Here is a 13,994-nt window from a genome sequence, read left to right as displayed (position 1 = left end):
TCGTACGAGGCGACCAACTCGGCCACCTCCGCCTCCGAGGCCCGCACCGACACCATCGCGCCGCCCTCCGGCAGCGCCTGCATCAGGCGACCACGCGCCACCACCAGCCTGGCCGCATCAGCCAGCGAGAACACACCCGCCACATGAGCGGCGGCAATCTCACCGATCGAATGACCCAGGAGGTAGTCCGGGCGCAGGCCCCAGCCCTCCACCAACCGGAACAGCGCGACCTCGATCGCGAACAACGCCGGCTGCGTGAACTCCGTACGATCCAGCTCAGCGGACTCGTCCGCGAACATCACCTCACGCAGCGACCGCCCCAACACCGGGTCGACCTCCGCACACACCGCATCCAGCGCCGCCGCGAACAGCGGGAACGCCGCATACAGCTCACGCCCCATCCCCGCCCGCTGCGCACCCTGCCCCGTGAACAGGAAGGCCACGGAGCCCATGTCGGCGCGGCCGACGAGCGTCCGGTCCGCGGCCTCGCCCTGTGCGAGCGCGCGCAGGGCGGCAAGGGCGTCGGCGCGGTCGGCGGCGAGCACCACCGCCCGGTGCTCCAGCGAGGAGCCGATAACGGCGGTGGAGCGGGCGAGGTCGAGCAGGTCGGCGTCCGGGCGGGCGTCCATGTGTGCGAGGAGGGCGTCCGCCTGGAGCGGCAGGGCCGCCGCCGTCTTACCGGACAGGGCCAGCGGGATGCGGGGGATCCGTACGGTTTCCGCGGCCTGCCGGGGCTCCTCTTGCTGCCCCGGCCCCTGCTCCGCGCCGGCTTCTTCGAGGATGACGTGGGCGTTGGTGCCGCTGATGCCGAACGAGGAGACGCCGGCCCGGCGCGGACGGTCGGTCCGGAGCCAGTCCCGCTGCTCGGTCAGCAGTTCCACGGCGCCGGCTTCCCAGTCGATCTGCGGGGAGGGCTCGTCGACGTGCAGGGTCCGGGGCAGGACGCCGTGGCGCATCGCCTGGACCATCTTGATGACTCCGCCGACACCGGCGGCCGCCTGCGTGTGGCCGAGGTTGGACTTGAGGGAGCCGAGCCACAGCGGATCGCCGCCGGAACGTTCCTGCCCGTACGTGGCCAGCAGCGCCTGCGCCTCGATCGGGTCGCCCAGCGTCGTACCGGTGCCGTGCGCCTCCACCGCATCCACCTCGGCCGCCGACAGGCCGGCGTTGGCGAGGGCGGCGCGGATCACGCGCTGCTGGGACGGGCCGTTCGGGGCGGTCAGCCCGTTGGAGGCACCGTCCTGGTTGACGGCCGAGCCGCGGACGACCGCCAGGACCTGGTGGCCGTTGCGGCGGGCGTCCGACAGGCGCTCCAGGACGAGGACGCCGACGCCCTCGGACCAGCCGGTACCGTCCGCGGCCGCGGCGAAGGACTTGCAGCGGCCGTCGGCGGCGAGGCCGCGCTGCTTGCTGAACTCCACGAACGTGGCGGGGGACCCCATGACGGTGACGCCGCCCGCGAGGGCCATCGTGCACTCGCCGCTCCGCAGCGCCTGCGCCGCCCAGTGCAGGGCGACCAGGGACGAGGAGCAGGCCGTGTCCACGGTCACCGCCGGGCCCTCCAGGCCCAGGGCGTACGAGACTCGGCCGGACAGCACACTGCCCGAGTTGCCCGTGCCCAAGTAGCCCTCGACGCCGTCGGGGACGCTCTGGAGGCGGCCCGCGTAGTCGTGGTACATCAGGCCGGCGAAGACACCGGTGGCGCTGCCGCGCAGTGAGGCCGGGTCGATGCCGGCGCGCTGCACGGCCTCCCACGAGGTTTCCAGCAGCAGCCGCTGCTGCGGGTCCATGGCGAGGGCCTCACGGGGCGAGATCCCGAAGAATCCGGCGTCGAACAGGCCCGCTTCGTGGAGGAAGCCGCCCTCCTGGACGTAGGAGGTGCCCCGCCGGTCGGGGTCGGAGTCGAACAGCCCGTCGAGCTTCCAGCCGCGGTCCTGGGGGAAGGACGAGATCCCGTCGTCCCCGGCGAGGAGCATGCTCCACAGGTCCTCGGGGGAGCGGACGTCTCCCGGGTAGCGGCAGCCCATGCCGACGATCGCGATCGGTTCGTCGTCCGCGGACGGCGTACGCACGGCGGCGGCCGTGACCGGGTCGGTGTCTTCGTCGACGAGTTCGGCGCAGATGAAGTCGGCGAGCGCCTGCGGGGTGGGGTAGTCGAAGACCAGGGTGGCCGGCAGCCGCAGCCCGGTGGCCGCGCCCAGCCGGTTGCGCAGATCGATCGCCGTCAGGGAGTCGAATCCCAGTTCGCTGAAGGCCCGTCCGCCGGACATCTTCTCGGGAGCGTGCCCGAGGACGCCCGCCGCGGCGGATCGTACGAGGTCGAGGACGACGCGCAGCCGCTCCGGGGAGGCGAGCCCGCCGAGGGTCTGGGCGAGCCCGGCTTCGGCGGCTCGGGAGCGCGCCCGGCGGGAGCGGGGCCCGGCCGTGGCCGCGAGGCGTTCGAGGACCACCGGCAGGGTGCCGCGGTCGGCGCGGCCGCGCAGGGCCGCGCGGTCGAGGCGCATCGGGACGAGAGCCGGTTCTCCGCTGCCCACGCCGGTGTCGAGGAGCCGCAGCCCCTCCCCCACCGCCAGCGGCAGGATGCCGGCGCGGTGGATGCGGTCCACCTCGGCGCTGCCGAGCGCGGCGCCCATGCCGGCGGTCTCCTCCCACAGGCCCCAGGCGAGGGAGGTGGCGGGCAGGCCGAGGCCGTGGCGGTGGGCGGCGAGGGCGTCCAGGAACGCGTTGGCCGCCGCGTAGTTGCCCTGGCCCGCGCTGCCGAGCACGCCGGCCGCGGACGAGAACAGCACGAACGCGTCCAGGCCGTCGGTCAGGTCGTGGAGGTGCCAGGCCGCGTCGACCTTGGCCCGCAGGACCTTCGCCAGCCGCTCGGGGGTCAGGGAGGAAATGGTCCCGTCCTCGACCACACCGGCGGCGTGCACGACGGCCTTGACCGGATGGGCGGCCAGCAGGGAGGCCAGGGCCTCCCGGTCGGAGACGTCACACGCGGCAACCGTCACGGACGACGCACCCAGCTCCTCCAGCTCACCACGCAGCTCCCCGGCACCCGGAGCATCAAGACCACGCCGGCTCACCAGCACGAGGTCCCGCACCCCGTGACCGGTCACCAGGTGCCGGGCCACAACCGCGCCCAGACCCCCCGTACCACCAGTCACCAACACCGGACCCGCACCGAAACCACCGGCAGGCTGAACACTCTGCTCCGCCCGCACCAAACGAGGCACGAACACCCCGCCACCCCGGACGGCCACCTGCGGCTCACCCGAAGCCACCACCGAAGCCACCAGCTCCGACGTCAACGCATCACGCTCGTCCACATCGACGAGCACGAACCGGCCCACACCCTCCGACTGAGCGGAACGCACCAAACCCCACACAACAGACGCCGCCACATCGGCGACCTCCGCCTCACCGGCGGCCACGGCACCTCGCGTCACCAGCACCAGGGCCCGGTCCATGTCCGTCCACCCCTGCACCAGCTCCAGGGCCCGTGACGCCAACCCGTGGGCCGCACCCGGAACATCGGCCTCCTCGTCCGAGGAGGTCAGATCCACGACGAGGGCGTCACTTGCCCCCTCGGCGGCGGGCACGTCCAGCGCCGACCACAGCAACCGGTACAGGGAGTCCGCACCGCCGGGCGCGGCCATCCGGCCGTCGACCGGGCGCAGCGCGAGCGAGTCCACCGACAGCACCGGGGCACCGGTGGCGTCGGCCACCTCCACCTTCACCGCGGCCTGCCCGGCCGGGCTGAGGCGTACGCGCAGCTGCGAGGCGCCCGCGGCGTGCAGGGACACGCCCGACCAGGCGAACGGCAGGTGGCCCCGGACCGAGCCTTCGCGCAGGCCGCCGAAGCGCAGCGCGTGCAGCGCGGCGTCGAGGAGCGCCGGGTGCAGGCCGAAGCGGCCCGCCTCCTCGGCCGCGTCCTCGGGCAGGGCGACCTCGGCGAAGACCTCGTCCCCGGAGCGCCACGCGGCCCGCAGGCCCTGGAAGGCCGGGCCGTGCTCGACGACACCGGACTCCTCGTAGAAGGGTTCGACGTCGACGGGAACGGCGTCCGCGGGCGGCCACGAAGTCGGCGCGAACACCGGCCCGTCGCCGTCGGCCTCGGCGGCGACCGCTCCCGAGGCGTGCCGCGTCCACGAGCCGTCGTGCTCCCCCGCATCAGGACGGGAGAAGAAGTCCACCGACCGCAGACCGGCCTCGTCCGCGGCACCGACCACGACTTGCACCTGGACGCCACCGGACTCCGGCAGCACCAACGGCGCCTCGATCGTCAACTCCACCAGCCGACCACAACCCACCTGGTCACCGGCCCGCACCGCCAGCTCCACGAACGCCGTCCCCGGAAGGACCGCAGATCCGAGCACCCGGTGCTGGGCGAGCCACGGGTGCGTGTGCAGGGACAGCCGGCTCGTGAGGACGGTGTCGTCGGCGTTGGCGAGGGTCACGGCGGCGCCGACCAGCGGGTGGTCCGCCGCGTCGAGTCCGAGACCGCCCGCGTCCGCGGCGGCCTCCGGCACGTGCTTGGGCCAGTAGCGCTGGTACTGGAAGGCGTACGTCGGCAGGTCCACCCGGCGCGCGCCGGTCCCGGCGAAGTACGCGGCCCAGTCCACCGGCACCCCGTACGCGTAAGCCTGGGCCACGCCCGTGACGGCCGCCTCGGCCTCGTCCCGGCCCTTGCGCAGCACCGGCACGAAGACGCCGTCCTCCACGCACTCGGCAGCCATCGCGGAGAGCACGCCGTCCGGGCCGAGTTCCACGAACCGGGTCACGCCCTCGCCCCGCAGGGCCACCAGACCGTTGGCGAAGCGCACGGCCTCGCGAACGTGGCGCACCCAGTACTCCGGCGAGCAGAGCTCTCCCGCGGAAGCCACGGCGCCCGTGAGGTTCGAGACCACTGGGAGAGACGGGGCGGCGAAGGCGACCGACTCCAAGACGGTACGGAACTCGTCCAGCATCGGGTCCATCAACGGCGAGTGGAACGCATGGCTGACGGTCAGCTGCTTGGTCTTCACCCCGCGCTCGGCCAGCACGCCCGCGATGGAGGCCACGGACTCGGCCGCACCGGAAACAACCACGGAAGAGGGCCCGTTGACGGCGGCGATGCTGACGTCCTCGTACGAGGCGACCAGCTCGGCCACCTCCGCCTCAGCCGCACGCACCGACACCATGGCGCCGCCCTCCGGCAGCGCCTGCATCAGACGACCACGCGCCACCACCAGCCTGGCCGCATCAGCCAGCGAGAACACCCCGGCCACATGCGCGGCGGCGATCTCACCAATCGAGTGGCCGAGGAGGTAGTCGGGGCGCATGCCCCAGCTCTCCACCAGCCGGAACAGCGCGACCTCGATCGCAAACAGCGCGGGCTGCGTGTACTCCGTCCGGTCCAGCTCGGCGGAATCCTCCGCGAACATCACCTCCCGCAGCGACCGCCCCAGCTCGGGGTCGATCTCCGCACACACCGCATCCAGCGCCTGCGCGAACACCGGGAACGCCGCATACAGCTCACGCCCCATCCCCGCCCGCTGCGCACCCTGCCCCGTGAACAGGAAACCCGTCAGACCCGGGACCACCGCACCACGCACCACACCCGCCGCCGAACCACCCCGCGACAAAGCCTCAAGCGCCGCACCACGATCACCACCCCACACCACCGCACGCTGCTCGAACACCGAACGCGTCGCCACCAGCGAAAAACCGACATCCACCGGATCCACACCAACGAGCGGCACCAGCCGACCCGCCTGCGCACCCAACGCCTCCACCGAACGACCCGACACCACCCACGGCACCACCGGCAGAACCACAGGAGCCGCCACCACCGGCTCGGCAGCAGGCTCGGCGGCCGGCTCCGGCTCCGGGGCCTGTTCGAGTACCACGTGGGCGTTGGTGCCACTGATGCCGAACGACGAGACGCCGGCCCGCCGCGGATGCCCGGTCTCGGGCCAGTCCCGTGCCTGCGTCAGCAGTTCGACCGCCCCCGCCGACCAGTCGACGTGGGGGGACGGCGCGTCGGCGTGCAGGGTGCGGGGCAGCGACCCGTGTCGCATGGCCTCGACCATCTTGATGACGCCGGCGACGCCCGCCGCGCACTGGGTGTGTCCGATGTTCGACTTCAGGGAGCCCAGGTAGAGCGGTTGTCCGTCCCCGCGGCCCTGGCCGTACGTGGCGAGGAGGGCCTGTGCCTCGATCGGGTCGCCCAGTTTCGTACCGGTGCCGTGGGCTTCGACGGCGTCGACGTCGGCGGGTACGAGCCTGGCGTTGTCGAGGGCCTGGCGGATGACGCTCTGCTGGGACGGCCCGTTGGGGGCGGTCAGACCGCTGCTGGCACCGTCCTGGTTGACGGCGGAGCCGCGGACCACCGCGAGGACGGGGTGGCCGAGCCGGCGGGCGTCGGAGAGCCGTTCGACGAGCACGAGGCCGACTCCGTCGGAGAAGCCGGCGCCGTCGGCGTCGGCGGAGAAGGCCTTGCAGCGGCCGTCGCGGGCGAGGCCCTGCTGGCGGCTGAACTCGGTGAACAGGCGGGGGGTCGACATGACGGTCACACCGCCGGCTACGGCCAGCGAGCAGTCGCCCTGCCGGATGGCCTGGACGGCGAGGTGCAGGGCGACGAGGGAAGAGGAGCAGGCCGTTCCGACGGTGACGGCCGGGCCGACTAGGCCGAGCGTGTAGGAGACCCGGCCGGAGATCAGGCTGGCGGCGTTGCCCGTGAGGACGTGGCCCTCGATGCCGCCGCCGGCGTTGCGCAGCCGGCTGTCGTAGTTCTCGGCGCCCGCGCCGATGAAGACGCCGGTGCGGGTGCCGCGCAGGTCGGACACGTCGATCCCGGCGCGTTCGAAGACCTCCCAGGAGGTTTCCAGCAGCAACCGCTGCTGGGGGTCCATGGCGAGGGCCTCGCGCGGCGAGATCCCGAAGAACTCCGGGTCGAAGTCGGCTATGCCGTCGACGAAGCCGCCCTCGCGCGCGTAGCTGGTGCCGCTGCGGGTCTGTTCGGGGTCGTAGAGCTCCGCCAGGTCCCAGCCGCGGTCGTCGGGGAAGGGCGCGATGGCGTCGGTGCCGGCGTCGAGGAGCTCCCACAGGTCCTCGGGGGTGCGTACGCCGCCGGGAAAGCGGCAGCTCATGCCGACGATGGCAATGGGTTCCCGCTCGGCGTCCTCGATGTCGCGCAGCCGCTGGCGGGTGCGCCGCAGGTCGGTGGTGACGCGCTTGAGGTAGTCGCGGAGTTTCGCTTCGTTGTCCATCTTCATCCAACCCATCGCTTCGTCGAGCCCGTCGCGGCGGTCGACGGGAGCCGCCCCCGGGACCGCGCGCGTGGCGGCGGGCTCCCGGGGGCGTGTGTGCGTCCGGTGCGGCGCGGTCCCGTCAGGACAGGCCGAGCTCTTCGTCGATCAGGTCGAAGATCTCGTCGTCGCTGGCGGTTTCGATCGCGTCCTCGACGAGGGACGTGGCCGTCCCGGCGCCGTGCTTGTCACGCCATTTGAAGAGCAGGGTCTCCAGGCGCGCGGTGATCCTGTGGGACGCCTCGTCCTCCGCGTCGAGCGGGAGCAGCAGCATCGCTTCGAGCCGTTCCAGCTCGGCCTCGACCGCCGCGGTCCCCTCCGGTGTGCCCGTCCCCTCCGGTGCCAGCCGTTCCTCCAGGTGGCCGGCGAGGTGGGCGGGGGTGGGGTGGTCGAAGACGAGGGTGGCGGAGAGGCGCAGTCCGGTGGCTGCGTTGAGGCGGTTGCGGAATTCCACAGCGGTCAGTGAATCGAATCCCAGGTCGAGGAATCCTCGTGTGGGTTCGATGGCGGCCGGGTCGCTGTGGCCGAGGACGACGGCGGCCTGTCCGCAGACGAGGGTTCCCAGCAGGCGTGCGCGTTCCGGCCCGGTCAGGCCGGCCAGGCGTTCCCGCAGGCCGGCGGCGGTGTCGGCGGGCACCGCCGCGGTCTGTGCGGCGTTGCGCAGGCGGCCCGCGGGGCCCTTGGCGCGGGCGAGTTCGCGCAGGACGGCGGGCAGGGCCGGGTCGTCGGCGCGCAGGGCGGAGGTGTCGATCCTGGCCGGTACGAGGGCCGCACGTCCGGTGGCGGCGGCGGCGTCGAAGGCGGCCAGGCCCTGCTCGGTGGCGAAGGGCGCGAGGCCGCGGCGGGCCATGCGCTGGGCGTCGGCGGCGCCGAGGTGGCCGGTGAGGCCGCTGGCCTGCGCCCACAGGCCCCAGGCCAGGGAGAGCGCGGGCAGGCCGCGGGCGGCCCGGTGCCGGGCGAGGGCATCGAGGAAGGCGTTGGCGGCGGCGTAGTTGGCCTGGGCGAGGCCGCCGAAGGTGCCGGAGACCGAGGAGAACAGGACGAACATCGACAGGTCGAGGTCCGCGGTCAGTTCGTGCAGGTGGATCGCCGCGTCGGCCTTGGGCCGCAGGACGTCGTCGACCTGCCGGTCCGTCAGTGCGGTCACGGTGCCGTCGTCGAGGACGCCCGCGGTGTGCACGACGCCGGTCAGGGGGTGTGCGGCGGGTACGGAGCCGAGGAGGGCGGCGAGCGCGTCGCGGTCGGCGACGTCGCAGGCGGCGACGGTGACCTCGGCGCCCAGCGCGGTCAGTTCGGCGACGGTCTCGGCGGCGTCGGGTGCCTGTGGGCCGCGCCGCCCGGCGAGCAGCAGGTGCCGTACGCCGTGCTCGGTGACCAGGTGGCGGGCGAGGTGGCGGGCGAGGGTGCCGGTGCCGCCGGTGATCAGGACGGTGCCGTCGGGGTCGGGGGCCGCGGGCACGGTGAAGACGTTCTTGCCGACGTGCTTGGCCTGGGCGACGTGCCGGAAGGCCTCGCGGGCCTGGCGTACGTCCCAGGCGCGCAGCGGCAGGTGGGTGAGGTGGCCGCGGGCGAACAGGTCGAGGATCTCGGTCAGCATCCGCTGGATGCGGTCCGGGGCGACGTCGCCGAGGTCGAGGGGGTGGTAGGTGAGGTGGGGGTGGTCGGCGGCGAGGCGTCCGGGGTCGCGCAGGTCGGTCTTGCCGATCTCCACGAAGCGTCCGCCGGGGCGCAGCAGCCGCAAGGAGGCGTCGGTGAGCTCTCCGGCCAGCGAGTTGAGGACGACGTCGACGCCCGGGCGGTCGCCGGTGGCGAACCGCTGCTCGAAGTCGGCGGTGCGGGAGGAGGCGATCCGCTCGTCGGGCAGGCCCAGGGCGCGGAGGGTGTCCCACTTGGCCGGGGACGCGGTGCCGTGGACGGTCGCCCCGAGGTGGTGGGCGAGCTGGGTGGCGGCCATGCCGACGCCGCCGGCGGCGGCGTGCACGAGGACGGACTCGCCCGGCTGGAGGCGGGCGACGTCGACGAGGGCGTGGTAGGCGGTGAGGAAGACGACGGGGACGGCGGCGGCCTGGGCGAAGCTCCATCCGTCGGGGACGGGCGCGACGCGCCGGCGGTCGGTGACGGCCAGGGGTCCGACGGCGCCGGTGAGCAGGCCGGTGACGCGGTCGCCGGGGGCCAGGTCGGTGACGGCGCTGCCGGTCTCGACGACGACGCCGGCGCCTTCGGTGCCCATGAGCGCCTCGTCGGGGTACATGCCGAGGGCGATGAGGACGTCGCGGAAGTTGAGTCCGGCGGCGCGGACCGCGATGCGCACCTCGTGGGGTGCGAGGGGGGCCTCGGCGGCGGGGCAGGGCAGCAGCTGCAGGTCGTCGAGGGTGCCTTCCTTCACGGTGTCGAGGCGCCAGGCGGCGGTGCCGGCGGGCACGGCCAGGGCGGCAGCCGGGTCGACGGGCGCGAGGGCCGGCTTGTGGGCCGTGCCGCGGCGCAGCGCGAGCTGGGGTTCGCCGGTCAGCAGGGCGTCGACGAGGGCGTGCTCGGACTCCGGTGTGCCGTCGTGGTCGAGGAGGACGATGCGGCCGGGTGCCTCGGACTGGGCGGAGCGGATCATGCCCCAGAGGGCGGCGCGGGTGGGGTCCGTGACGTCCTCGTGGTCGCCGGCGGCGACGGCGCCGCGGGTGACGAACACCAGCCGGGCGTCGTCGAACCGTTCCTCGCCGAGCCACTGCTGGACGGTCGCCAGGGCGTCCCGAAGGGTGGCGCGCACGCTGCCGGGGGTGGCGGTGGGGGTGTCGCCGGTGTGGTCGGCGAGTACCAGGTCGGGGACCGGGCGGCCGTCCTTGACGGCGGCGTGCAGCGCGTCGAGGTCCGGGTGGGTGTCGGCGCCGGTGGCGGCCCCGGTCGTGCCGGTCCCGCCGAGCACGACGAGGGCCGGGCGGGGACCGGCGGCGGCCGGTTCGACGGCGAGCTCGGGCCAGGCGAGGACGTGGACGTCGGCGGCGCGGGTGCGGCGGACGGCGTTCAGCTCCCCGGCGGGAACCGGGCGGGAGACGAACGTGCCGACGGAGGCGACGGGTGCGCCGGTGACGTCCGCGACGAGCAGGGAGACGGAGTCGGGTCCGGCGGGCGTGATCCGGACGCGCAGCGCGGCCGCCCCCACCGCGTACAGGGCGACGTCGTGGAGGGCGAACGGCAGCCGGACCCCGGGCGCGTCCGGGCCGTCGCCGAGGGCGACCCGGCGGGCCTGGAGCGCCGCGTCGAGGAGGGCGGGGTGGACGCCGAACGCGGCGGCGCCGGCGGCCTCCGCGTCGGGCAGCGCGACCTCGGCGTAGACCTCGTCGCCGAGCCGCCAGGCGCGGCGCAGGCCCTGGAAGGCCGGGCCGTAGTCGTAGCCGAGGGCGGTGAAGGTGTCGTAGATGCCGGAGACGTCGACGGGTTCGGCGGCGGCGGGCGGCCAGGCGGCCAGGTCCGCGCCGGGCGCGGCGGAACCGTCGGCGGTCCCGGGGGCCTCGGGGGCCTCGGGGGCGAGTACGCCGCTGGCGTGGCGGGTCCAGTCGGCCGGGCCGTCGGCGTCTTCGCCGTCGGGCCGCGAGTACAGCTCCAGGGTGCGCCGGCCCGTGGTGTCGGGGGCGGCGACGGTGACCTGGAGCCGCAGGCCCGTGTCCTCGGGCAGGAGCATCGGCGCTTCGAGGGTGAGTTCCTCGACGTGCCCGCAGCCGACCTGGTGGGCGGCGTGCAGGGCGAGTTCGACGTACGCGGTGCCGGGGAGCAGCGCGGTGCCGGCCACGGCGTGGTCGGCGAGCCAGGGGTGGGTGTCCCGGGCGACCCGGCCGGTGAACAGCACGTCGTCCCCGCCGGCCCGGGTCACGACGGCTCCGAGCATGGGGTGCGCGGACGCGCTGAGGCCCGCGGCGGACAGGTCGCCGACGGTGCGGACGGCGGCGTCGGGCCAGAACCGCTGGTGCTGGAAGGGGTACGTGGGGAGGGCGACGCGGCGGGCACCGGTGTCCTCGAAGGCCTTCGCCCAGTCGACGTCGGCGCCGTTCACCCAGGCTTCCGCGAGGGAGGTCAGCAGGCGGGGCAGTCCGCCTTCGTCCCGGCGCAGGCTGCCGACCGCCGCCACGTCCATCTCGGCGAGGCCGACGGCGAGGACGGGGTGCGGGCTCGACTCGACGAACAGCCGGTGCCCGTCGGCGACCGCGGACGCGACGGCCTGCTCGAAGAGGACGGTGTTGCGCAGGTTCCGGTACCAGTAGCCGCCGTCCAGCTCGGTCCCGTCCAGCAGCTCGCCGGTGAGGGTCGAGTACATGGGGATCGACGCCTGCCGGGGGTTCAGGCCGGTCAGCAGGTCGGCCAGTTCGGCTTCGAGCTTCTCCACGTGGGCGCAGTGCGAGGCGTACTCCACCGCGACCCGGCGGGCCCGGATCCCCTCGGCTTCGAGGACGGTGACCAGTTCGGCGCAGGCGTCCGCGTCGCCGGAGACCACCGTGGAGACCGGCCCGTTGACGGCGGCGACGGCGAGGCGGCCCTCGAAGGAAGCGGCGATCCGCGCCCCGGCGTCGGCCGCCGAGAGGCTCACGGAGACCATGCCGCCGAGACCGGCGATGGCGTCGATCGCCTGGCTGCGCAGCGCGACGACCTTGGCGGCGTCCTCCAGGGACAGCGCCCCCGCGACGCACGCGGCGGCGATCTCGCCCTGCGAGTGGCCGATCACCGCCGACGGCTCGACCCCGTAGGACTTCCAGACCTCGGCCAGCGCCACCATCACCGCGAACAGCACCGGCTGGACCACGTCCACACCCTCGAGGGCGTCGTCCGAGCGCAGGACCTCGGTCAGCGACCAGCCGACATGAGGCGCCAGGGCGGCCTCGCACTCCGCGATCCGCGCCGCGAACACCGGCGAGGAGTCCAGCAGCCCGACGGCCATGCCGACCCACTGCGAACCCTGCCCCGGGAAGACGAACACCGGGCCGGTGTCCGAGGCCGTCGCCCGGCCTCGGACCACCCCCGGCACGTCCCGGCCCTCGGCCAGGGCGGTCAGGGAGTCCGTGAAGACCGGGCCGAGGACGACGGCCCGGTGCTCCATGACCGCGCGCGTCGTCGCCAGCGACAGGCCGACGTCGACGGGCTCCGCGTCCGGGAGGCCGGCGAGGTACGCGCCGAGGCGCTCGGCCTGGTCCCGTACCGCGGCCTCGGAACGGGCCGAGAACACCCACGGAACGGCACCGGGCGTCCTGTGTTCCCCGGCCGGCCCGGTCTCGGCGGCCTCCGCCCCGGCAGCCGCCTCGGGGGCCTGCTCCAGCACCACGTGCGCGTTGGTGCCGCTCACCCCGAACGAGGACACCCCCGCGCGGCGGGGGCGTCCGGTGTCGGGCCAGTCCCGGGCGTCGCCGAGCAGCTCGACGGCGCCCGCGCTCCAGTCGACGTGCGGGGTCGGCTCGTCGACGTGGAGGGTCTTGGGCAGGACGCCGTGCCGCATCGCCCCGACCATCTTGATGACGCTCGCCACGCCGGCGGCGGACTGGGTGTGGCCGATGTTCGACTTCACCGAGCCGAGGTAGAGGGGCCGGTCGGCAGGGCGGCCCTGGCCGTAGGCGGCGAGCAGGGCGTCCGCCTCGATGGGGTCACCGAGCGCGGTGCCGGTGCCGTGGGCCTCGACCACGTCGACCTGTTGCGGGGACAGGCCCGCGTCGTCCAGGGCGGCGCGGATGACGCGCTGCTGGGCGGGCCCGTTGGGGGCGGTCAGCCCGTTGGAGGCGCCGTCCTGGTTGACCGCGGACCCGCGGACCACCGCGAGGACGTGGTGCCCGTTGGCCTCGGCGTCCGACAGGCGTTCCAGGACCAGCAGGCCCACCCCTTCGGACATGCCCATGCCGTCGGCGTCGGCGGAGAACGCCTTGGAGCGGCCGTCGGCGGCCAGACCGCGCTGCCGGGAGAACTCGACGTAGCGGCGCGGGGTGGACATGACGCAGACGCCGCCGACGAGGGCGAGGGTGCACTCCCCGCCGCGCAGCGCCCGGGCGGCGAGGTGGAGGGCGACCAGCGACGAGGAGCAGGCCGTGTCGACGGTCACCGCGGGGCCTTCGAGGCCCAGGGTGTAGGAGAGGCGGCCGGACATGACGCTGCCGGTGCTGCCGATGCCCCGGTAGCCTTCGGTGCCCTCCGGCGGGTCGGCGAGGAGGGCCGCGTAGTCCTGCCCGTTGGTGCCCACGTACACGCCGGTGCGGCTGCCGCGCAGCGACGCCGGGTCGATGCCGGCCCGTTCGAACGCCTCCCAGGAGGTCTCCAGCAGCAGCCGCTGCTGCGGGTCCATCGCGAGGGCCTCGCGGCGGTTGATCCCGAAGAAGTCGGCGTCGAAGCCGGCCGCGTCGTGGAGGAAGCCGCCCCGGCGCACGTAGCTGTGGCCCTGGCGGTCCGGGTCCGGGTCGAAGAGGTCGTCGAGGGGCCACCCGCGTTCGGTGGGGAACCCGGAGGTGGCGTCGACGGCTTCGCTGACGAGGGTCCACAGGTCCTCGGGGGACCGCACGCCGCCCGGGTAGCGGCAGCTCATGCCGACGATGGCCAGCGGCTCGTGCTGCCGGGCCTCCAGGTCGTGCAGGCGGCGGCGGGTGTGGCGCAGGTCGACGGTGACCCGCTTCAGGTAGTCGGCGAGCTTGTCTTCATTCGCCATGGGAGGTCCTCCGGGTGGCTGTTCGGGCGGCGTGGACGCCGGTGCGGCGG

At 74.4% G+C, this 13,994-nt stretch carries 2 protein-coding genes; both read right to left on the bottom strand.

Features of this window, described 5'->3' with window-relative positions:
* A partial coding sequence (locus tag ACFVXK_RS19880; protein WP_389613403.1) for an SDR family NAD(P)-dependent oxidoreductase occupies window positions 1–7,241 on the bottom strand: 7,241 nt, incomplete at its 3' end.
* 121 nt (window positions 7,242–7,362) lie between these two features.
* On the bottom strand, window positions 7,363–13,944 hold the full coding sequence (locus ACFVXK_RS19875; RefSeq protein ID WP_389613401.1) for an SDR family NAD(P)-dependent oxidoreductase: 6,582 nt from the start codon (window positions 13,942–13,944) through the stop codon (window positions 7,363–7,365).
* Between the last annotated feature and the right edge of the window lie 50 nt (window positions 13,945–13,994).

The sequence above is a fragment of the Streptomyces sp. NPDC058157 genome (assembly GCF_042884105.1).
Classification (GTDB): domain Bacteria; phylum Actinomycetota; class Actinomycetes; order Streptomycetales; family Streptomycetaceae; genus Streptomyces.
Note: the sequence above shows the minus strand (reverse complement) of the source record. Positions and strands in the feature narration are given on the sequence as shown.